The sequence below is a fragment of the Myxococcus sp. SDU36 genome (assembly GCF_030168875.1).
GTDB classification, from domain to species: domain Bacteria; phylum Myxococcota; class Myxococcia; order Myxococcales; family Myxococcaceae; genus Myxococcus; species Myxococcus vastator.
On record NZ_CP077414.1, the window covers coordinates 1,098,554 to 1,119,337 of the forward strand.

A 20,784-nucleotide genomic window follows, 5' to 3' on the forward strand; every position below is an offset into this window, starting at 1 on the left:
ACTCTCAGTAGTCGCGGGGCCCCCGGTACCTGGAGGTGCCGGGGGTTCCTGTGTTTTCGCAGTCCCGCGAATTCGCATCCGCAGTACCTCGTGAGGCACCATGGCGACGGCATCAGAGGCCAGCCAGCAGGCTAACCGCTCGGCGATGGATCCGAAGCGGCTCGTGGTCATCTTCTATCTTCTCGCCGGCATCGTCCTGGCCCTCTTCCTGGAGCGCCTGCTCGGGTTGCTGTGGGCGCGGCTCAGCTGGAGCGACCCGGTCCTCATCGAGGGCTTGGACTGGAAGGTCTCCACCCTGGTGGGCTACCTACTGGCCGTGGGATTGGCCGTGGGCGCGTACTTCCACCCGCGCACCCATGCGCTGTCCATTGACGTGGCTTCGGAGTTGATGAAGGTCACCTGGCCCACCTGGACGGAGACCAAGGCGTCGACCATGGCCGTCGTCGTGGCGTCCTTGGTGGCCGCCGTCATCCTCTTCTGCATCGATACCGCCGCCTACAACCTGATGGTGGAGTGGCTGCCGGCCGTGTGGGGGAAGCTGTAATGGCGATGAAATGGTACGTGGTCCACACCTACTCGAACTTCGAGAACCAGGCGAAGAAGAGCCTGGAAGAGAAGGTCCGTCTGGAGGGCCTTCAGGACCAGTTCGGTGAAATCCTGATTCCGATGGAACAGGTCGTCGAAATGGTGAAGGGCGAGAAGAAGACGTCTCGTCGCAAGTTCTTCCCTGGCTACATCTTCGTGCAGATGGAGCTGAACGACCGGACGCTCCACCTGGTGAAAAATACGCCGAAGATCACCGGCTTCCCGGGAACGGCGCAGCATCAGAATCCGCTGCCCATCTCCGACCAGGAGGTGGCGCGCCTGACGTCCCAGATCTCCGAAGGCACGCTCAAGCCGAAGCCCAAGGTTCAGTTCGACGACGGCGACACAGTGCGCGTCATCGACGGTCCATTCGCCAACTTCAATGGCACCGTGGAAGAGGTCAACGCCGAGAAGGGCAGGGTGAAGGTGCTGGTCAGCATCTTCGGCCGCGCCACCCCGGTGGAACTGGACTTCATGCAGGTGGAGAAGACCACCGGCTAGCAGTTGATGCCGCGCCGTGCGCCCCTGTATGGGGTGCGCGGCGTTCGCATTTCCGGTGCCCGTATCGGGGCCGGACTCATGGGTGGGAGGGCTTCCCCGTCTGGTAGCCCGCTCGCACCACCCACTCGAAAGGCAGTTGTCGTTCGATGAAGAAGATCACAGGTCAGGTCAAGCTGCAGATTCCCGCCGGTAAGGCGAACCCCGCTCCGCCGATCGGCCCCGCGCTCGGTCAGCAGGGCGTGAACATCATGGAGTTCTGCAAGCAGTTCAACGCGAAGACCCAGGCGGAAGCCAAGGAAGCGCTCATCATCCCGGTGGTCATCACCGTGTATGCGGACCGCTCCTTCACCTTCATCCTGAAGACCCCTCCCGCCGCCGTCCTCATCAAGAAGGCCGCGGGTCTCCACACGGAGAAGAAGAAGGGTTCGGGCGCGAAGAAGCCGGGCAAGGAGAAGGTCGGGCAGATCACCCGCGCTCAGCTCGAGGACATCGCGAAGAAGAAGATCCAGGACACCACCGCCGCGTCGCTCGAGGCCTGCATGAACACCATTGCCGGCACCGCACGCTCCATGGGCATCGACGTCGTCGGCTAGGCCGCCGCGCACCCACTCACGACAAGGATTTCTGTCATGGCTAAGACTGGGAAGAAGTTCCGTGCGGCCACCGCTCTGGTTGACCGTGATAAGCGCTACGCCATCGGCGAGGGCTTTCAGCTCCTGAAGAAGACGGTGGAGGCTCGCTCCACCAAGTACGACCAGACGGTTGACGTCTCCATCAACCTGGGCGTGGACCCGAAGCACGCGGACCAGATGGTCCGTGGCGCCGTGGTGCTCCCGCATGGCACCGGCGCCACCGTGCGCGTGGCCGTGTTCGCCAAGGGTGAGAAGGCCTCCGACGCGGCCAACGCCGGCGCGGACGTGGTCGGCGCCGAGGACCTCCAGAAGCGCATCGAGGAGGGCTTCCTCGACTTCGACACCGTCATCGCCACCCCGGACATGATGGGTGTCGTCGGTCGCCTCGGTAAGGTGCTCGGTCCCCGCGGCCTGATGCCGAACCCGAAGGTCGGCACGGTGACCATGGATGTCGCGAAGGCCATCCGCGACGCCAAGGGCGGCAAGGTCGACTTCCGCGCCGAGAAGGCCGGTATCGTCCACGCGAAGCTGGGCAAGTCCTCCTTCGAGGTCGAGAAGCTCGAGGCCAACTTCAACGCGCTGGTGGATCTGGTGATGAAGCTGAAGCCGGCCGCCGCGAAGGGCGTGTACCTCCAGGGGATCGCCATTTCGACCTCCATGGGGCCGGGCATCAAGCTCGACACCACCGAGGTCAAGGCGCGCCACGGCTAATCGCCGCCAGGCCGCACGGACAGGGAGCTGCAGCCCTGACTTTGGGTCAGGGTTGTCACCTGTCTGACGTCACAGGTTCGAAAGTTCTGGATCTTTGCTGAAGCCGGGGGTATAGGCCCCCGGCTTTTGCAATTGGGACGCCACGTCGTGAGGCGCGGCGCCCCGACACCTGGTTCATGACAGCAGGGACCTGGGTGGAGAAGATGCATGTTCCGTTGGCAGCCGGGCAACCGGTCGGACGGCATCTTCGACCCCAGGTTCAAACGACCGCAAGGTCAGCCCTGCCGAGACTGGAGGTGCGGTGTGGTGCCTCTCGGAGGCTCCTCTCGCTCTGCCACTTTGGCCCAGGCATCACGCCCGTCCTGAAAAGGCGGGCCCAGTAAGGAGGTGAGTCAAAGTGCTGAAGAGCGAGAAGGAAGAGATGATCAAGGAGCTCCACGAGAAGTTCTCGAGGACGACCTCCGCCGTCGTTGCTGAGTTCACCAAGGTGGACGTGGAGACGGTGACCAAGCTCCGCAAGAAGTTCCGCGAGGGCAATGTCGAGTACAAGGTCATCAAGAACACGCTGGCGCGCCGTGCCGCGCAGGGCACGTCCGTGTCGGTCATCGCTGATGACTTCACGGGCCCCGTGGCCCTGTGCATCAGCTACGGCGACGTGGTGGCTCCCGCGAAGATCCTGGTCGAGTTCACGAAGGACCTCGAGGACAAGATCAAGATCCGCACTGCCGTCGTCGAAGGCCGCAAGGTCGACGTCGCCGGCGTGAAGGCCCTGGCGAAGCTGCCGGGTCTGCCCGAGCTTCGCGCGCAGCTGCTGGGCGTCATCAGCCAGCCCGCGAGCAAGCTGGTTCGGACCATCGCGGCTCCGGGTTCGCAGCTCGCCCGAGTCGTCCAGGCCCACGCGGACAAGGCGCAGGGGTAGTTTCCCTCATCTGTTCGAGAAGTTTTCTACCGCAACCTCTCCGGCCGAAACTCTCCAAAGGGGAGTGGGCCGTTAGTCGAAACCAGAAGGACACATTTCAATGGCTGACCTGAACACGATTGTTGACCAGCTCTCCTCCCTGACCGTCCTCGAGGCGGCCGAGCTCGTGAAGCAGCTCGAGAGCAAGTGGGGCGTCTCCGCCGCCGCCGTGGCCGTTGCCGCGGGCCCGACGACCGCCGCCGCTCCTGTCGAGGAGCAGACGGAGTTCACGGTGGTGCTGGCCAACGCCGGCGCCAACAAGATCAACGTCATCAAGGAGATCCGCGCGATCACCGGCCTGGGCCTGAAGGAGGCCAAGGACCTGGTCGAGGGCGCTCCGAAGAACGTCAAGGAAGGCGTCAACAAGGACGACGCCAAGAAGATCAAGGACCAGCTCACCGCGGCTGGCGCCACCGTCGAAGTCAAGTAATTTCTACAGGGGCTGCCCGGTTTTCCGGGAAATTTCGGGCAGCCTCCTGACCGGATGTGCAGGCCGGCGCTCCCTGAGTGGGGGCGCCGGCTTTGCCCATTTGACCGTTGCAAATTTCCCGGCGCCGCCGCGCGTTACTGAAGTTTGCCCGCCCGAGCAGTAGTCCCCGGAGCCAGAATGCCGACGCAGATCCAGAACAATTTCCGCGTGCGGAAGACCTTCGCGAAGATCGCGAAGATCATCGACATTCCCAATCTTATCAACATCCAGAAGCAGTCCTACGAGAAGTTCCTCCAGGCGGACATTGCCGCCGACAAGCGCGAGGACCTCGGTCTTCAGGGCGTCTTCAAGTCGGTGTTCCCCATCCGCGACTTCAACGAGACCTCCTCGCTGGAGTTCGTGAGCTACCACCTGGAGCGCCCGAAGTACGACGTGGATGAGTGCCACCAGCGTGGCATGACGTATTCGGCGCCCATCAAGGTCGTCGTGCGCCTGGTCGTATGGGACAAGGACGAGGAGACCGGCGCCCAGTCCATCCGTGACGTGAAGGAGCAGGAGGTCTATTTCGGCGAAATCCCGCTGATGACCCAGAACGGTACCTTCATCATCAACGGTACCGAGCGCGTCGTCGTCAGCCAGCTGCATCGCAGCCCGGGCGCCTTCTTCGACCATGACAAGGGCAAGAGCCACTCGTCTGGCAAGCTGCTCTACAACGCCCGCATCATTCCCTACCGCGGTTCGTGGATCGACTTCGAGTTCGACCACAAGGACCTGCTGTACGTGCGCATCGACCGCCGCCGCAAGCTGCCGGCCACGGTGCTCATCCGCGCGCTCGGCGCCGTCCCGGACACCGCGAAGAAGAACCCGCTGGAGTTCAAGGGCTCCACCGAGGAGATCCTCAACTACTACTACGCGACGGAGACGATCTACCTCCACAGCGCGGAGGAGTTCGAGAAGAGCGTCGAGCTCGAGCTGCTGCCCGGTCAGCGCGCGACGCGCGACATCAAGACGAAGACGGGCGATCTGATCGTCAAGAAGAACCGCAAGTTCACCCGCGCCGCCATCAAGAAGCTCGAAGCGGCGAAGATGAAGACGCTCCCGATCGATGCGGACGAGCTCTTCACCAAGGTGTCCGCCTACGACGTCGTCGAAGAGACCAACGGCGTGGTGCTCCTCGAGTGCAACGAGGAGGTCACCCAGGAGAAGGTGGACGAGCTCCTCAAGCACGGCATCAAGGAGTTCAAGGTCCTCTTCATCGACAACCTCAACGTGGGCCCGTACCTGCGTGAGACGTTGATGCTGGACAAGCTCGAGACCCCCGAGCAGTCCATCATGGAGATCTACCGCCGCCTGCGCCCTGGCGATCCGCCGACGCCAGAGACGGCCATCAACCTGTTCACCAACCTGTTCTTCAACCCGGAGCGCTACGACCTCTCCAAGGTCGGCCGCCTCAAGCTGAACTTCAAGTTCGGCCTCGAGGAGCCGCTCGACGGGCAGATCCTCACCAAGCGGGACATCCTCGAGGTGATCCGCTACCTGATCGATCTGAAGAACGGCAAGGGGACCATCGACGACATCGACCACCTGGGCAACCGCCGCGTCCGCGCGGTGGGCGAGCTGCTGGAGAATCAGTACCGCATCGGCCTGGTGCGCATGGAGCGGGCGATCAAGGAGCGCATGAGCCTCCAGGAGATCGAGACGCTCATGCCGCACGACCTCATCAACGCCAAGCCCGTCACGGCGGTCATCAAGGAGTTCTTCGGGTCCAGCCAGCTGTCGCAGTTCATGGACCAGACGAACCCCCTGTCCGAGGTCACGCACAAGCGGCGCCTGTCGGCGCTCGGGCCCGGTGGCCTGACCCGCGAGCGCGCGGGCTTCGAGGTGCGCGACGTGCACCCGACGCACTACGGCCGCATCTGCCCCATCGAGACGCCGGAAGGTCCGAACATCGGCCTCATCGCGTCGCTGTCCACCTACGCGCGCGTCAACGAGTTCGGCTTCGTGGAGACGCCGTACCGCAAGGTCGAGGGGGGCGTGGTGACGACCGACGTGGCCTTCTACTCCGCCCTTGAGGAGGAGAAGCACACCATCGCCCAGGCGAACGCGGAGACGGACAAGAAGGGCAAGTTCGCCAACGCGCTGGTGTCCAGCCGCCGTGGTGGTGAGTTCGTCCAGGCTCGCGCCGAGGACGTGGACCTGATGGACGTGTCCCCGAAGCAGCTGGTGTCGGTGGCCGCGTCGCTCATCCCGTTCCTGGAGAACGACGACGCCAACCGCGCGCTCATGGGCTCCAACATGCAGCGCCAGGCCGTTCCGCTGCTGCGCACCGCTGCGCCGCTGGTGGGCACGGGCATCGAGTCCATTGTCGCCCGCGACTCCGGCGTCACCTGCGTGGCCCGGCGCGACGGCATCGTGGAGAGCGTGGACGCCGGCCGCATCGTGGTGAAGGCGGACGTGCCGGCCTCGCTGAGCGACGTCACGAGCGAGGTCGACATCTACAACCTGCTCAAGTACCAGCGCTCCAACCAGAACACCTGCCTCAACCAGAAGCCCATCATCAGCAAGGGCGACCGGGTGAAGAAGGGTGACGTCATCGCCGACGGTCCGGCGACGGAGACGGGCGAGCTGGCGCTGGGGCAGAACGTGGTCGTCGCGTTCATGCCGTGGCAGGGCTACAACTTCGAGGACTCCATCCTCATCAGCGAGCGCATCCTCAAGGACGACGTCTACACGTCGATCCACATCGAGGAGTTCGAGTGCATCGCGTGCGACACCAAGCTGGGCAAGGAGGAGATCACCCGCGACATCCCGAACGTGGGTGAGGAAGCCCTCAAGGACCTCGACGAGAGCGGCATCATCCGCATCGGCGCCGAGGTGAAGCCCGGCGACGTGCTGGTGGGCAAGATCACCCCGAAGGGCGAGACGCAGCTGTCTCCCGAAGAGAAGCTGCTGCGCGCCATCTTCGGTGAGAAGGCCGGCGACGTGCGTGACAGCTCGCTGCGCGTCCCGCCGGGCGTGGTGGGCACCGTCATCAACGCCAAGGTGTTCAGCCGCAAGGGCGTGGAGAAGGACGAGCGCGCCAAGCAGATCGAGTCCATGGAGGAGGCGAAGCTCCTCAAGGACCAGAACGACGAGATCAAGGTCCTCCAGGACAGCGCGTTCGGCCGCATCCGCGGCCTGGTGCGCACCAAGGAGGTCCAGGGCAAGCTCGTGGACGACAAGGGGAAGATCCTCCTGAAGAAGGGGGACATCCTCGACGACGAGCTGCTGTCCACGGTGCCCTACAAGTACTGGGGTGAGATCTCCGTCGGCGATCCGCTGGACTCGCGCCTGCGCGACATCCTCCGCCACCTGGAGGAGACGAAGGAGGCCGTGAAGCTGGCCTTCGGCGAGAAGATCGCCCGCATCAAGAAGGGCGACGAGCTGCCGCCGGGCGTCATCAAGATGGTGAAGGTGTACGTCGCCATCAAGCGCAAGCTGGCCGTGGGCGACAAGATGGCCGGCCGCCACGGAAACAAGGGCGTCGTGTCCCGCATCCTCCCCGAGGAGGACATGCCGTACCTGGAGGACGGGCGTCCGGTGGACATCGTCCTCAACCCGCTGGGCGTGCCCTCGCGCATGAACATCGGGCAGATCCTCGAGACGCACCTGGGCTGGGCCGCCAAGGGCACCGGCGAAGCGCTGCAGCGCTACGTCGAGTCCAACTGGAGCTCGGACGCCATCAAGGAGCGCCTCAAGGTCATCTACAGCGACCCGGCGTTCGGCGAGTTCCTCGACAAGCTCGACGACGAGGAGATCAAGCAGCTGTGCCGCCGCTCCAAGCGGGGCATCCACGTCGCCACGCCCGTCTTCGACGGCGCGGAGGAGACGGAGATCCACGCCCTGCTGGACGAGGGCCAGCTGCCCCGCTCGGGACAGATGGTGCTCTTCGACGGGCGCACCGGTGAGCCGTTCGACCAGAACGTCACCGTGGGCGTCATGTACATGCTGAAGCTGCACCACCTGGTGGACGAGAAGATCCACGCCCGCTCCATCGGGCCCTACTCGCTCGTCACGCAGCAGCCCCTGGGCGGCAAGGCGCAGTTCGGCGGTCAGCGTCTGGGCGAGATGGAAGTCTGGGCGATGGAGGCCTACGGCGCGGCGTACACGCTGCAGGAGTTCCTCACCGTCAAGTCGGACGACGTGGTGGGCCGCACGCGCATGTACGAGGCCATCGTCAAGGGCGACAACGTCCTGGAGAGCGGCCTGCCCGAATCGTTCAACGTGCTCCTCAAGGAACTCCAGTCGCTCGCGCTCGACGTGGAGCTGCTGGAGAGCGCCCCACCGGAGCGGCAGCGCAGCTTCGGAGGCGACTTCCTCGGCGGTGGTGACGGCGAGGAGCGCAAGACGGGAACCGAGGCCTGATTGCACGGAGCGCCCGCCTGACCGGCCGCCCGCCGTCCCGAAAGGGGCGGGCGCGGCCGGAACGGGGCGGGGGCCCGAATCAGCTGGCGGCCCCCTTGGAAGAGGGGGGCGCCCAACGAGATTTCGGAGGCAACGTGAAGGACATTTTCAACTTCTTCGAGAAGCCGAAGGACCCGCTGTCGTTCAACGCCATCCGCATTGCGCTGGCGTCGCCCGACAAGATTCGCCAGTGGTCCCATGGCGAGGTGAAGAAGCCGGAGACCATCAACTACCGCACCTTCAAGCCGGAGCGGGACGGGCTCTTCTGCGCCCGCATCTTCGGGCCGGTGAAGGACTACGAGTGCAACTGCGGCAAGTACAAGCGCATGAAGCACCGCGGCGTGGTGTGTGAGAAGTGCGGCGTGGAGGTCATCCAGTCCAAGGTGCGCCGTGAGCGCCTGGGCCACATCACCCTGGCCACGCCGGTGGCCCACATCTGGTTCCTCAAGTCGCTGCCGAGCCGCATCGGCAACCTGCTCGACATCACGCTGAAGGAGCTGGAGAAGGTCCTCTACTGCGAGAGCTACATCGTCCTCGATCCGAAGGCGACGCCGCTGCAGAAGGGCGAGCTCATCAGCGAGGACAAGATGCACCGGCTCTACCAGGAGCACGGTGAGGACTCCTTCACCACGGGCATGGGCGGCGAGGCCGTCCGGGAGATGCTCAAGTCGCTGAACGTGGAGAAGCTGTCCGAAGAGCTGCGCAAGGACATGCGGGAGACGACCAGCGAGGCGAAGCGGAAGAAGTACGCCAAGCGCCTGAAGGTGGCCGAGGCGTTCCGCGTCTCCGGCAACAAGCCGGAGTGGATGATGCTGGACGTGATTCCGGTGATTCCGCCGGACCTGCGCCCGCTCGTTCCCCTGGACGGTGGCCGCTTCGCGACCTCCGACCTGAACGACCTGTACCGCCGCGTCATCAACCGCAACAACCGTCTGAAGCGCCTCCAGGAGCTGAACGCTCCGGACATCATCATCCGCAACGAGAAGCGGATGCTGCAGGAGGCCGTGGACGCGCTGTTCGACAACGGCCGCCGCGGCAAGACGATCACGGGCCCCAACAAGCGCCCGCTGAAGTCGCTGTCCGACATGCTCAAGGGCAAGCAGGGCCGGTTCCGCCAGAACCTGCTCGGCAAGCGCGTGGACTACTCGGGCCGCTCCGTCATCGTCGTGGGCCCCGAGCTGCGCCTGCACCAGTGCGGCCTGCCGAAGATCATGGCGCTCGAGCTCTTCAAGCCGTTCATCTACAACAAGCTCGAAGAGAAGGGTTACGTCACCACCATCAAGTCCGCGAAGAAGATGGTGGAGAAGGAGCGCCCCGAGGTCTGGGACATCCTCGAGGACGTCATCCGCGAGCACCCGGTGCTCCTCAACCGCGCCCCCACGCTGCACCGTCTGGGCATGCAGGCCTTCGAGCCCGTGCTGATTGAAGGCAAGGCCATCCAGCTGCACCCGCTGGTGTGCGCCGCCTTCAACGCCGACTTCGACGGCGACCAGATGGCCGTGCACGTGCCGCTCTCCATCGAGGCGCAGATGGAAGCCCGCGTGCTGATGATGTCGACGAACAACATCCTCAGCCCCGCGAACGGCAAGCCCATCATCGTCCCGACGCAGGACATGGTGCTCGGCATCTACTACATGACCCGCGCCCGCGAGTTCGCCAACGGCGAGGGCCGCGTGTTCGCCTCGCCGGACGAGGTGCGTGCCGCGTACGACCACGGCGAAGTGCACCTCCAGGCGAAGGTCGTCTGCCGCATCGACGGCAAGCGCAAGGAGACCACCGTCGGCCGCGTCCTCCTGTGGGAGGTCGTCCCGCGCGCGGTGGGCTTCGACGCCATCAACAAGGTGCTCGACAAGAAGTCGCTCGGCGGCCTCATCGACCTCTGCTACCGCCTCACGGGTGAGAAGGAGACGGTGCTGCTCGCGGACCGCGTGCGCAGCCTCGGCTACTACAACGCCACCCGCGCCGGCATCTCCATCGCGCTCAAGGACATGATCATCCCCGCGAAGAAGCAGGAGTTCCTGGACTTCGCGCGCAAGGAAGTGTCGGAGATCGAGAACCAGTACCTCGAGGGTCTCATCACCGACGGCGAGCGCTACAACAAGGTCATCGATATCTGGGCGGAGATCACCGAGAAGGTCGCCCAGGAGATGATGCAGCAGATCTCCCAGGAGGAGACGTCCGGGGACCGCGACGGCAAGCGCGAGACGCGCAAGCAGCCGTCCTTCAACCCCATCTACATCATGGCTGACTCGGGCGCGCGTGGTAGCGCCCAGCAGATCCGTCAGCTGGCGGGTATGCGTGGCCTGATGGCGAAGCCCTCCGGCGAAATCATCGAGACGCCCATCACGGCCAACTTCCGTGAAGGTCTCTCCGTGCTGCAGTACTTCATCTCCACGCACGGCGCCCGCAAGGGTCTGGCGGACACGGCGCTCAAGACGGCCAACTCCGGTTACCTCACCCGCCGTCTCGTGGACGTGGCGCAGGACGCCATCATCAACGAGTACGACTGCGGCACCATGGACGGCCTGTTCATCGGCGCCCTGGTGGAGGGCGGCGAGATCATCGAGCCGCTCGGCGAGCGCATCCTGGGCCGCGTGGCCCTGGATGACATCCTCGACCCCGTCACGGGCGAGGTGCTGGTGCGCGCCAACGAGGAGATCGACGAGGAGCGCGTCCGCCGCATCGAGAACAGCGGCATGGACAAGGTGAAGATCCGCTCGGTGCTCACCTGCCAGGCCAAGCGCGGCATCTGCGTGGAGTGCTACGGCCGTGACCTGGCCCGCGGTCGCAAGGTGTCCGTGGGTGAGGCGGTCGGCGTCATCGCGGCGCAGTCCATCGGTGAGCCGGGTACCCAGCTCACGATGCGCACCTTCCACATCGGTGGTGCGGCGACGCGGCGCGCGGAGCAGTCCAGCCTGGAGAACCGCTACGCGGGTAGCGTGAAGTTCGCGGGCCTCACCACCGTGCAGAAGACGGACGGCACGCTGGTGGCCATGAACCGCAACGGCGAACTCGTCGTCGTGGACGACTCGGGCCGCGAGCGCGAGCGCTACCAGGTCATCTACGGCGCCCGCATCCTCGTGAAGGAAGGCCAGCGCATCGAGCCGGGCGTCCTCATGGCGGAGTGGGACCCGTTCGCGATTCCGCTGCTGACCGAGGTCGGCGGTGTCGTGCGCTACGAGGACATCATCGAAGGCGTGACGATGTCCGAGGCGCTGGACGAGGTGACGGGCCTTTCGCGCAAGACGGTCATCGAGTCCAAGGACCCGGAGGCGCGTCCGCGCGTCACCATCCGCGATGCCAACGGCAACGTGAAGGACCTGCCGAGCTCCCGCAACCCGGCGAGCTACTTCCTGCCGCAGGGCTCCATCATCACCGTCAACGACGGCGATGAGATCCACCCGGGCGAGGTCATCGCCAAGGTGCCGCGCGAGACGACGAAGACCAAGGACATCACGGGCGGTCTGCCCCGCGTGGCCGAGCTCTTCGAGGCGCGCAAGCCGAAGGACGCGGCGGCGATCGCCGAAATCGACGGCGTGGTGTCGTTCGGCAAGGACACCAAGGGCAAGCGCAAGCTCATCATCACCCCCGAGGTGAATGGCGAGCAGCGCACGGACCTGGCCAAGGAGTACCTGATCTCCAAGGGCAAGAACATCAGCGTCCACTCTGGCGACCGCGTGAAGGCCGGCGAGGCGATGATGGACGGCTCGGCCAACCCGCACGACATCCTCAAGGTGCTGGGCGAGAAGGAACTCGCGCGCTACCTGGTGGACGAAGTGCAGGAGGTCTACCGACTGCAGGGCGTGAAGATCAACGACAAGCACATCGAGACCATCGTCCGGCAGATGCTCCGCCGCGTGCGCGTCACCGATGTGGGCGACACCAACTTCCTGGTCGACGAGCAGGTCGAGAAGTGGGTGTTCGAGGAGGAGAACGAGAAGGTCATGTCGGAAAGCAAGCGTCCCGCCGTCGGCGAGCCGCTGCTGCTCGGCATCACCAAGGCCTCGCTCTCCACCGAGTCCTTCATCTCCGCGTCGTCCTTCCAGGAGACCACCAAGGTGCTCACCGAGGCCGCCATCAACGGCAAGGTGGACTACCTGCGCGGCCTCAAGGAGAACGTCATCATGGGCCGGCTCATCCCCGCCGGCACGGGTCTGCCCAACTACAAGCACCTGGACATCGCGGTGGAGAGCCCCACCGACGAGGTCAACGAGATGGAGGCCGCCCTGGCCGCCACTCACGGCGACACCGGCCCCCTGGGCGAGCCTTCCCGCCCGGTAGGCACTCAGACGACCGGCGCGGCCTAGTCCGCGCGCCAGCCGTCCTCAAAGCGTTCGCTTGAAGACAACCGCCGCTCCCGGAGCTTCCTCCGGGGCGGCGGTTTTCCTTTGTTCATGGCTAATCGCGTTATGGGTTCGTCGATGGCTTGACGCTCATGGCGCGCTGCGTTAGCTGTTGGACATTGCAGTGACGCACCTGGTTACCGCTCGGCGAAAGCCGGGATAGGGGAGGACGGTATGGCCACGATGAAGACCGAGACCGAGGCGACGCAGAACGAAGTTCAGAGCTCCGAGGCCGCCGCGAAGAGCGGACTGGCGCAGAACGTGGAGAGCTTCCTGAAGGCCCAGCTGTCTCAGGCGCAGAAGCGCATTGAGGAACTGGAAGGCGAAGCGGGCAAGGTGGTGAAGCGCTTGGAGTCCCGTGGGCAGGAGGCCGCCAAGGAAGCCCAGACGCTGTGGACGAAGTTCCAGGCGGGTGAGCTGCTGACGGATCCGCGCGTGCAGGAGCTGAGCAAGCGCGCCAACGAGGCCAGCACCGAGCTGGGCCGGCGCGTGGACGCCGCGGGCACCGAGCTGCGCAAGCGCATTGACGGCATCCAGACGCGCGTCGTCGAGGCCGTGGGCGTGGCCAGCCAGGCGCAGCTGAAGGACCTCAACAAGGAGCTGGCGAAGCTGTCCCGCAAGGTGGACTCGCTGCTGAAGCCGGTGCGCCGGGTGAATGGCGCGAAGCCCGCGGGCAGCCCCGCGTCCTCGCCGCGCGCCTGAAGTTTCGTCAAATCACGACAAGCAGTGTGGCCTCTCCCTTTCTCGGAGTGCGAAAGGGAAGGGGGAGGCACATCGCCGTCGTTCCCTTCACGTCGGGGGTGTGCTTATTTCGGCCGTTCCCCGACCGGTTCGGGCCTGAACGTCCGGCCCGTACACCTCCCGGAGAGACCCCATGGACAACAAGCCCGAGGCCCCCCGAGAGAAGAACCCCGTGACGGAGACGTTCGAGCGTCTCTGGAGCCAGGCCCTGCTGGCGGTGAACACGGCCGAGGAAGAAGCCTCGCGGGCCGTGCATCGCGTGGCCTCGGTGGCGGGTTGGAGTCAGGACGAGGTGAAGCGCCAGGCTCGGGAGTTCAGTGAGCGGCTGGTGGGCCACCGCAGGGACCTGGAGCACAACGTGGAAGAGCGCGTGCGCCAGGCCCTGACGAAGATGAAGCTGCCCCGCCGCGAGGAGTTGGCGGCCTTTGGGACCCGGCTGGACAAGCTCGCCGAGCGCATCCAGGCCCTGGAGCACCGGAAGTGAAAGCCCCCGCCCCCTCGGGCGGGAGGTCCTTCGGTACGCGGCTCTTCGAACGTCTCCACGCCTTCAGCTCGGGTTGTTCCCGGCTCCCGCTGCTCGCGGGCGCGGCGCTCGTCGTGTCCGCGCGGCTGGTGCCGCTGCTGGAAGAGCGGCCGGTGCAGCCCGTCGTCCCGGGCGTCGTGGCGGCGGAGGTCATCTCCCCCGACGCGTCGCTGATTGACGCGGTGCTGGCGCGCCGGGCCCCGGACCTGGGCCTGACGCTGCGCCGGCAGCTCATCCAGGCCATCGCCGAGGAGGCCGGGCGGCTCGCGTATGATCCGCTGCTGATCCTGGCCATCATCGACGTGGAGTCGGACTTCACGGAAGACGCCGTGTCCGTGAAGGGCGCGCGTGGGTTGATGCAGATCAAACCCAGCACGCTGCACTTCCTGGCGGAGAAGGAAGGCCTGCGCCTGTCCCGCGAGGAAGTGACGGCGGACACCGCGCTCTGCGTGCGGCTGGGCATCCGTTACCTGCGCTCGCTGCAGGAGCGCTTCGGTGGGGACCTGGACCTGGCCTTGATGGCCTACAACGCCGGCCCCACGCGCATCCGCAACGCCATCAAGCAGGGCGAGCTGGAGCGCTTCCGGCGCTATCCACGGGCGGTCCGCCGGGACTTCCGGCGCTTCCGTGAGGGCCACGGGCTGGGTGGAGACTGGGCCCTGGCGCAGCGCGAGGTGCCTCCCGAGCCCATGCCCTGAAGTGGGCCTGGGTGAATCTCCGGGCACCAGGGACGCTCCAACGGGGTGCACGCGCGCCTTGTTCCGTCCCGCCGGGTGCGCTAAGCCTTCCAAGTGCCCGGGACTGTTGGAGATTCTCAGGAGTGACCCGCATGAAGAACCCCCTGTTCCCCAGCGCCGCGCTGGCCGCCGCCCTGACCCTGGCCCCGTTCGGGGCTCACGCCGGCTCCGTCTTCCTCAACGGCGTCAAGATTGACGGCGTCACCGACCAGAAGTTCGAGAAGGCCACCGTCCGCATCGACGAGGCCGGCAACGTGCACATCGACGCGCCGGGCTACGCGGCCCGGGTGTCGACGGTGACGCCCGCGGCCCCCGCCGCGTCGGCACCGGTGCCTGGCACCGCTCCCTCTGGGGCGGCCGCCCCCGCCGCGAAGACGCCTCCCGCGGCGCAGCAGGCGCCCGGCGCACCCACGGCCCCCGGGCGCATCACCCAGCGCTACTGGCTGGTGACGGAGCAGACGGTGCCGGGGATGACGGGGTACGACATCGACGTGTTCATCAACTCCACGTGGCTGCGCAAGCTGCGCGGCAACGAGGACCAGGTGGTGGTGGACATCACCCGCAACCTGCGGCCGGGGGCGAACAAGGTGACGTTCATCGCCCGGAAGGGGAACCCCGGGGACGCGCGCAGCAGTTCGCCTGCCCACGTGTTTCGGGTCATCATTGGCGAGGGGAACGAGGGCGGCGGGAACGTGATGATCGACAACCCCCTCCTCCGCTTCCAGAAGACCGCGGCGGACACGCAGGATGCGACGCAGGAGTTCACCCTCACCACGCGCTGACAGGGGCGGGGCTTCGGGTAACGGAGACAACCGTGTTCAACCTCGACGAGCGCTACCGCGGGCTGCCCGCCACGCGGGAACAAATCCTGGCGCTGCACACCTCCCTCAACACGCCGCACGTGGCCATTCCGGGCAAGCAGGCGGGGCCGGCGCAGGCCTTCGTCGTGGGCCTCCGGGGAGGGCAGGGGACCGCGGCGGTCTTCGTCTACCTGTACCTGGCGGAGGCGGCGGACTGCGCGGTGTACCTGTCAGGCCGGCGCAACGCGTCGGCGGATGAGTACCGCGACGACGAGGGAGACGCGCTGGCGTTCGTGGAGTCGCTCGGGTTCATGATGGATGACGCCAACTGGCGCGCGCTGGCCCCCGAGCAGCAGGACGAGCAGCTCAAGACGTTGCCGGTGTTCTTCAAGGACCCGACGCTCGTGCCCGCCGTGGTGGCGCGCGCCGAGGAGAAGAAGAACGTCACCACCACCCTGGGCCGCTTCCTGGCCGCCTTCTGAGTCTCCGCCCCCCTCACCCTCGTCGAGAGCCGCTCCCCATGCTCCGCCTTTCCCCCGCGTCCTGTTCGCTCGCGCTCCTGCTGGTGTCTTCCGGTTGCTCCCACACGCCCACGGAGAAGGAGAAGCGGAGCGCCGAGATTCACTACGACCTGGCGCTGCAGGCCCAGCAGGCCGGCGAGCTCCAGGAGGCGCTGCGCGAGCTGCAGCTGTCCCTGAAGAACGACCCGGACTATCCCGACGCGAACAACGCCATGGGCATCCTGCTGCACCTGGCGTTCCGCCGTCCCGACGAGGCCGTCAAGCACTACACCAAGGCGCTGGAGGTTCGCCCCGAGTTCTCCGAGGCGCGCACCAACCTGGCCAACGTGCACCTGGACCAGGGCCGCTACGACGACGCCATCAAGCTCTATGAGCTGGTCCTCAACGACATGCTCTACCCGACGCCCTTCATCGCCCAGGGAAACCTGGGCTGGGCGTACTACAAGAAGGGCGAGTCGGAGCGCGCGGTGGAGAGCATCAAGGCCGCGGTGACGACCAACCCCAGCTTTTGTTTGGGCTACAAGAACCTGGGGCTCATCTACGACGAGACGGGGCGCACCTCCGAGGCGTGCCGCCAGTTCACGCACTACCGCGAGAATTGCCCGGACGTGGCGGAGGCGTACATGCGTGAGGGCGTCTGCCAGGCGAAGCTGGGTCAGGTCGATGCGGCGAAGGAGGCCTTCGCCACCTGTGAGACCAAGGCGAAAGCTGGTGAACAGGTGATGAAGGACGATTGCCGGAGGCTGCTGGAAAAGCTCTAGCGTGTTGGGTATCTGGGGACCCGTGGACCACGTCGACTTCGGCAAATATCTGAGCCAGCAGCGAGAGCTCCGAGGACTCTCGCGTGACGACGTCGCGCGGGAGACCAAGATTCCTCCCACGCTCATCACCGCGCTGGAGGCAGGGCAGGTGGAACGGCTGCCCTCGCGCATCTTCGTGGTGAACTACATCCGCGCGTACGCGCAGGTCATCGGCATGTCTCCGGAAGAGGCCGTGCTGCGCTACGAGGAGGTGGACAAGTCCGTCCCGGCGCCATCTCCCGTGCAGTTGGAGCAGGAGCGGCGCAAGCGGGCCTATGTGGGGCTGTCCGTGCTGCTGGCGGCCCTGCTCCTGGGGGTGTATCTGTTCCTGGTGCTGAGCGGAAAGCTTCCCAATCCGCTCGCGCGTTGAAGCCTCTCCATGGAGCGATACGACGACGACGCGCTCGTGCTGTCCTCGGTGGACTATGGCGAGTCCGACCGGCTCGTCACCTTGCTGACGCGCGAGCACGGGAAGCTGACGGCCTTCGCGGCGGGCGCACGCAAGAGCAAGCGGCGCTTCGCCGGCGCGCTGGAGCCGTTCATGCGGCTGCGCGTGCACATCGTCGAGACGCGCGGCAGCACGGTGCGGCTGGACGGGACGGACATCGTCGCGGGCTTCTATGCGGCGCGCGAGGACCTGTCCCTGATTGCCCGGGCCCTGTACGCGGTGGAGCTGTGCCGCGAGCTGACGAAAGACCATGAGCCGCAGCAGGAGCTGTTCGCCCTGCTGGAGTCCTACCTGGCGCGGCTGGATGCGAAGGAGGCCGGGCCCACGTCGCTCCTGGCCTTCGAGCTGTTCGCGCTGGCGCACGCGGGGTTGATGCCTCGCTTCGACTCGTGCTCGCTGTGTGGCGGCGCGCCGGGGGAGCGGCCTCGCTTCGACCAGGCCCATGGCGGCGCGGTGTGTGAGCCGTGTGGCGCCCGTGCGCGAGAGTCCGTGGCGGTGCCGGTGGCGCTGCTCTCGGGGTTGCGCGCGCTCCAGGAGGGGCGCGCACGCCGCTGCCGCCGGACCTGCGCGCGCGTGCTCGCGGCCTGCTCAACGTCTTCATCGCCCATCACCTGGGGCGCCGCCTCAAGAGCGTGGACTTCATGGCCCAGGTGGGCCTGGACTGACGGAGTTCGGAAGCGAGGGGCTCATGCCGCCGCTGGATGTCGTGTGCTTTGGCGAGACGTTGGTGGACTTCCTCCCGGCGGCTCCGGGGCACCGGGTGCGCGACGTGCCCGCGTGGCATCCGTGTCCCGGTGGCTCGCCGGCGAATGTCGCGGTGGGGTTGGCCCGGCTGGGGCTGCGTCCGGCCATGCTGGGCGTGGTGGGCGCGGACGAGTTCGGTCACTTCCTTCGCGAGCGCCTGGCGGCGGAGGGCGTGGAGGTGAGCCACCTGCGTCAGACGGCGGAAGCGCGCACCGGATTGGTGTTCATCTCCCTGGATGGGAAGGGCGAGCGCAGCTTCACCTTCTTCCGGACACGCTCCGCTGAGTTCCTGTTGGGGCAGGCGGATGTCGACGCGGCGTTCCTGTCGGGGGCGAAGGCGGTGCACTGTGGTTCCAACTCGCTCCAGTGGCCGGAGGCGCAGGAGGCCGCGGTGCGGATGCTGGGCCTGGCGCGCGACGCGGGGCTCATCGTGAGCTGTGACCCCAATCTGCGGCTGCATGCATGGGAGGACACGTCTCTGCTGAAGGGCCTGCTGGCCCGGATGCTGCCGCTGTGCACCGTGGTGAAGCTCTCCGAGGAGGAGATTGGCTTCGTCACCGGGACGGAGGTGCCCGACGAAGCGCTGACACGACTGGCCGCGATGGGCGTGCCACTGCCCGTGGTGACGCTGGGCGAGCGAGGCGCGCTGCTGCTGTGGAAGGGGGCGCGCCTCCACGTCGCGGCGCCGAGGACGCGCGTCGTCGACACCACCGGTGCTGGTGATGGTTTCGTCGCGGGCCTGTTGCATGGGCTGGTGCGCTGGTACGGAGGGGCCGAGGGGCTGCTGCGCGACGCAACGGGCGCGGAGCTGGCGGCGCTGGGCTCGTTCGCGTGCCAGGTGGGTGCCCGCGTGGTGGAGAAGCTCGGCGCGGTCGAGGGGCTTCCCCGGGCGGAAGCGCTGGCTCACGCGATGCCGTCGCGTCCGGCGAGCTCGCGCGCGTAGTCGTGCAAGGGGGGCTCGTCCCCGAGGGCCTTGGAATGAAAAGATGGAACGGCCCATGTCTCAGCCCGTCCCCCAAGATGCCTCCGAGGAAGCGGCACCGACGCAGGCCCCGCTGACGCTGCTGCGAATCCCGGGGGATTCCCCGGAGGCCCTGGACACCTTCTGGCTGCGCGAGGTCTTCCAGGGGGACCGGGTGCCACAGCTCACCCTGCGGGCGGTGCTGCTCGGCAGTGGCATGGGGGCCATCACCTGCGCGACCAACCTCTACGCGGGCCTGAAGATGGCCGTGGCCTTTCCCGTGGCCATCACCGCCGCGTTGCTCGCGCATACGGCACACGGCGCGATGCGGCGCGTGGCGCCTGGCGTCGCGGGTGCGCCGCTCTCTCCGCTGGAGACGTGCTCCGCGCAGGCCGTGGCGTCGTCCGCGGGCTACGCGACGGGCGGCGCCCTGGTGTCTGTCCAGGGCGCCTGGTTGCTCACGACGGGCAGTCATCCTCCCGGGTGGGCGCTGCTCGCGTGGACCTTCCTCCTGTCCGCGCTGGGCGTGCTCTTCGCGGTGCCCCTCAAGCGCAGGCTGGTGGACCACGAACAGCTTCCGTTCGCCACGGGCACGGCCGCGGCGGCGACCATCCGCGCGCTTCACGCCACGGGCAATTCGTCCCGTCCGCGGCTGTCGATGCTGGGCCTGGGCGGTGGTATCGCCGCGCTCGTCACCCTGATGCGGGATGGGCTGGGCCGCCTTCCCTACGTGTTTCCGTTTCCCGGGACGCTGAGCGGGGTGTCGCTGGAGCGCCTGGGTTTCGGCTTCGAGACGAGCCTGCTTCCGCTGGGCGCGGGCGCGCTGCTGGGGCTGCGGCTCACCGCGTCCTGGCTCCTGGGGGCGCTGCTCATCCATGGTGTCGTGGCGCCGCGCGTATTCACTTCGGGGCTGCTGCCTCCGGATGGGGACTTCCTCGCCTGGAGTCTCTGGCCGGGAACGGCGGCGCTCACCACCGCGTCGCTGTTGCACTTCGCGCTGGAGGGGCGCGTATTGGGGCGCGCGTTGAAGGGACTCTTCAAACGTCGCGCGGTGCCACCCCATCCGGTGGATGCGCTGCAGGTGCCGGGACGCTGGCTGCTGGCGGGCCTCGTCGTGTTGACGCCCGCCACGCTCGCCGTGGCCAAGGTGGGCTTTGGTGTTCCCCTGCCACACGCCGCGCTCGCGGTGGCGTTGTCATTCGTGTTGTGTCTCATCGCCTGCCGCGTCACGGGGGAGACGGACGTCACGCCCGTGGGCGCGCTGGGGCAGGTGACGCAGATGACCTACGGCGTGCTGCTGCCGCGCAATGTGGAGGCGAACCTCGCCACCGCGGGCATCACCGTCAACGCGGCGTCGTCCGCGGCGGACCTCCTCAGTGACGCGAAGACAGGACACCTGCTGGGTGCCCATCCCCGGCGCGTGTTCTTGGCGCAGCTCATGGGCTGCGCGGTGGGGGCCGCCGCGGTGGTGCCGCTGTTCTTCCTGCTGGTGCCGGACCGCTCGGCGCTGGGAGGCGAGCGCTTCCCCGCACCCGCCGCCACGGTCACCGCCAGCATCGCCCAGGTGCTGGCTTCGGGCCTCTCGGGGTTGGAGCCGGGCACGCGTGCGGCGCTCGGCTGGGCCGCGCTGGCCGCCGCCGCCCTCACCCTGGCGGAGCGGCTGCTGCCCGCGCGGGTGCGACACTGGGTGCCTTCGCCCCTGGGCATGGGCCTGGCCTGCCTGTTGCCGGCGTCCACCGCGCTGGGGTTCTTCCTGGGCGGGGTGGCGGCGGCGTTGGCCCGCAGGGCGCAGCCCGGGGCGCAGGAGGGGCGGGTGGTGACGCTGGCCGCCGGCCTCATCGCGGGTGAAGGGCTGGTGGGGGTTGTCATCGTCCTGAGCCAGGCGCTCTGGTAACCTTCGTCTCAC

General features: G+C 66.9%; 17 protein-coding genes and 1 pseudogene. All 18 read left to right on the plus strand.

The genetic code is table 11. From position 1 onward, the window contains the following. Window positions 1-100 precede the first annotated feature (100 nt). The 18 genes and pseudogenes from secE (at window position 101) to KGD87_RS04600 (ending at window position 20,772) form a co-directional block, all read left to right on the plus strand. Window positions 101-544, plus strand: coding sequence for a preprotein translocase subunit SecE (gene secE / locus KGD87_RS04510; RefSeq protein ID WP_284666305.1), 444 nt, complete (start codon window positions 101-103; stop codon window positions 542-544). Next, window positions 544-1,086: a transcription termination/antitermination protein NusG gene (gene nusG / locus KGD87_RS04515; RefSeq protein WP_090494984.1), complete on the plus strand. Its 543-nt coding sequence runs from the start codon at window positions 544-546 to the stop codon at window positions 1,084-1,086. The genes secE and nusG overlap by 1 nt, the downstream gene beginning before the upstream one ends. A 146-nt stretch (window positions 1,087-1,232) precedes the next feature. Further along, window positions 1,233-1,679, plus strand: a complete 447-nt coding sequence (gene rplK, locus KGD87_RS04520; RefSeq protein ID WP_163783666.1) for a 50S ribosomal protein L11 — start codon at window positions 1,233-1,235, stop codon at window positions 1,677-1,679. A 36-nt stretch (window positions 1,680-1,715) separates the two neighbouring features. After that, the gene (gene rplA / locus KGD87_RS04525) at window positions 1,716-2,429 is read left to right on the plus strand and encodes a 50S ribosomal protein L1 (RefSeq protein WP_284666306.1); all 714 of its coding nucleotides are present in this window, start codon (window positions 1,716-1,718) and stop codon (window positions 2,427-2,429) included. A 397-nt stretch (window positions 2,430-2,826) separates the two neighbouring features. Then, window positions 2,827-3,348 carry a 50S ribosomal protein L10 gene (rplJ, locus tag KGD87_RS04530; protein WP_163783664.1) on the plus strand — a complete coding sequence of 174 codons (522 nt, stop codon included), beginning with the start codon at window positions 2,827-2,829 and terminating at the stop codon, window positions 3,346-3,348. A 100-nt stretch (window positions 3,349-3,448) separates the two neighbouring features. Continuing rightward, complete coding sequence (gene rplL / locus KGD87_RS04535) at window positions 3,449-3,817, plus strand: 50S ribosomal protein L7/L12 (protein ID WP_284666307.1); 369 nt, start codon at window positions 3,449-3,451, stop codon at window positions 3,815-3,817. A gap of 177 nt (window positions 3,818-3,994) precedes the next feature. Then, window positions 3,995-8,221 (plus strand): DNA-directed RNA polymerase subunit beta, encoded by a 4,227-nt coding sequence (rpoB, locus tag KGD87_RS04540; RefSeq protein ID WP_284666308.1) that lies wholly within the window; start codon window positions 3,995-3,997, stop codon window positions 8,219-8,221. 134 nt (window positions 8,222-8,355) lie between these two features. After that, the gene (rpoC, locus tag KGD87_RS04545; protein ID WP_284666309.1) at window positions 8,356-12,567 is read left to right on the plus strand and encodes a DNA-directed RNA polymerase subunit beta'; all 4,212 of its coding nucleotides are present in this window, start codon (window positions 8,356-8,358) and stop codon (window positions 12,565-12,567) included. A gap of 210 nt (window positions 12,568-12,777) precedes the next feature. Next, window positions 12,778-13,305 (plus strand): GumC domain-containing protein, encoded by a 528-nt coding sequence (locus tag KGD87_RS04550; RefSeq protein WP_284666310.1) that lies wholly within the window; start codon window positions 12,778-12,780, stop codon window positions 13,303-13,305. 172 nt (window positions 13,306-13,477) lie between these two features. Then, window positions 13,478-13,828, plus strand: a complete 351-nt coding sequence (locus KGD87_RS04555; RefSeq protein ID WP_163783659.1) for a phasin family protein — start codon at window positions 13,478-13,480, stop codon at window positions 13,826-13,828. Next, window positions 13,825-14,565, plus strand: coding sequence for a lytic transglycosylase domain-containing protein (locus KGD87_RS04560; protein ID WP_163783658.1), 741 nt, complete (start codon window positions 13,825-13,827; stop codon window positions 14,563-14,565). The genes KGD87_RS04555 and KGD87_RS04560 overlap by 4 nt, the downstream gene beginning before the upstream one ends. A 131-nt stretch (window positions 14,566-14,696) precedes the next feature. Further along, complete coding sequence (locus KGD87_RS04565; RefSeq protein ID WP_284666311.1) at window positions 14,697-15,386, plus strand: hypothetical protein; 690 nt, start codon at window positions 14,697-14,699, stop codon at window positions 15,384-15,386. 32 nt (window positions 15,387-15,418) lie between these two features. Continuing rightward, window positions 15,419-15,886 (plus strand): social motility and stimulation tgl protein, encoded by a 468-nt coding sequence (locus tag KGD87_RS04570; RefSeq protein ID WP_284666312.1) that lies wholly within the window; start codon window positions 15,419-15,421, stop codon window positions 15,884-15,886. A gap of 38 nt (window positions 15,887-15,924) precedes the next feature. Further along, a complete protein-coding gene (tgl, locus tag KGD87_RS04575) occupies window positions 15,925-16,686 on the plus strand; it encodes a social motility TPR repeat lipoprotein Tgl (protein WP_284666313.1) in 762 nt (253 codons plus the stop codon). Window positions 16,687-16,708: 22 nt separating this feature from the next. Then, the gene (locus KGD87_RS04580; protein WP_011553135.1) at window positions 16,709-17,095 is read left to right on the plus strand and encodes a helix-turn-helix domain-containing protein; all 387 of its coding nucleotides are present in this window, start codon (window positions 16,709-16,711) and stop codon (window positions 17,093-17,095) included. A 9-nt stretch (window positions 17,096-17,104) separates the two neighbouring features. Then, a pseudogene (gene recO, locus KGD87_RS04585) lies at window positions 17,105-17,838 on the plus strand (DNA repair protein RecO). A 23-nt stretch (window positions 17,839-17,861) separates the two neighbouring features. Beyond that, window positions 17,862-18,860, plus strand: coding sequence for a carbohydrate kinase family protein (locus KGD87_RS04595; RefSeq protein WP_284666315.1), 999 nt, complete (start codon window positions 17,862-17,864; stop codon window positions 18,858-18,860). A 55-nt stretch (window positions 18,861-18,915) separates the two neighbouring features. Further along, a complete protein-coding gene (locus tag KGD87_RS04600; protein WP_284666316.1) occupies window positions 18,916-20,772 on the plus strand; it encodes an OPT family oligopeptide transporter in 1,857 nt (618 codons plus the stop codon). The last annotated feature ends 12 nt before the right edge of the window (window positions 20,773-20,784 follow it).

Excerpts from the sequence above, each read along its gene's own strand:
- secE (WP_284666305.1), top strand. The coding sequence starts at position 101 with ATGGCGACGGCATCAGAGGCCAGCCAGCAGGCTAACCGCTCGGCGATG.
- nusG (WP_090494984.1), top strand. The coding sequence starts at position 544 with ATGGCGATGAAATGGTACGTGGTCCACACCTACTCGAACTTCGAGAAC.
- rplK (WP_163783666.1), top strand. The coding sequence starts at position 1,233 with ATGAAGAAGATCACAGGTCAGGTCAAGCTGCAGATTCCCGCCGGTAAG.
- rplA (WP_284666306.1), top strand. The coding sequence starts at position 1,716 with ATGGCTAAGACTGGGAAGAAGTTCCGTGCGGCCACCGCTCTGGTTGAC.
- rplL (WP_284666307.1), top strand. The coding sequence starts at position 3,449 with ATGGCTGACCTGAACACGATTGTTGACCAGCTCTCCTCCCTGACCGTC.
- rpoB (WP_284666308.1), top strand. The coding sequence starts at position 3,995 with ATGCCGACGCAGATCCAGAACAATTTCCGCGTGCGGAAGACCTTCGCG.
- KGD87_RS04550 (WP_284666310.1), top strand. The coding sequence starts at position 12,778 with ATGGCCACGATGAAGACCGAGACCGAGGCGACGCAGAACGAAGTTCAG.
- KGD87_RS04555 (WP_163783659.1), top strand. The coding sequence starts at position 13,478 with ATGGACAACAAGCCCGAGGCCCCCCGAGAGAAGAACCCCGTGACGGAG.
- KGD87_RS04565 (WP_284666311.1), top strand. The coding sequence starts at position 14,697 with ATGAAGAACCCCCTGTTCCCCAGCGCCGCGCTGGCCGCCGCCCTGACC.
- tgl (WP_284666313.1), top strand. The coding sequence starts at position 15,925 with ATGCTCCGCCTTTCCCCCGCGTCCTGTTCGCTCGCGCTCCTGCTGGTG.
- KGD87_RS04595 (WP_284666315.1), top strand. The coding sequence starts at position 17,862 with ATGCCGCCGCTGGATGTCGTGTGCTTTGGCGAGACGTTGGTGGACTTC.
- KGD87_RS04600 (WP_284666316.1), top strand. The coding sequence starts at position 18,916 with ATGTCTCAGCCCGTCCCCCAAGATGCCTCCGAGGAAGCGGCACCGACG.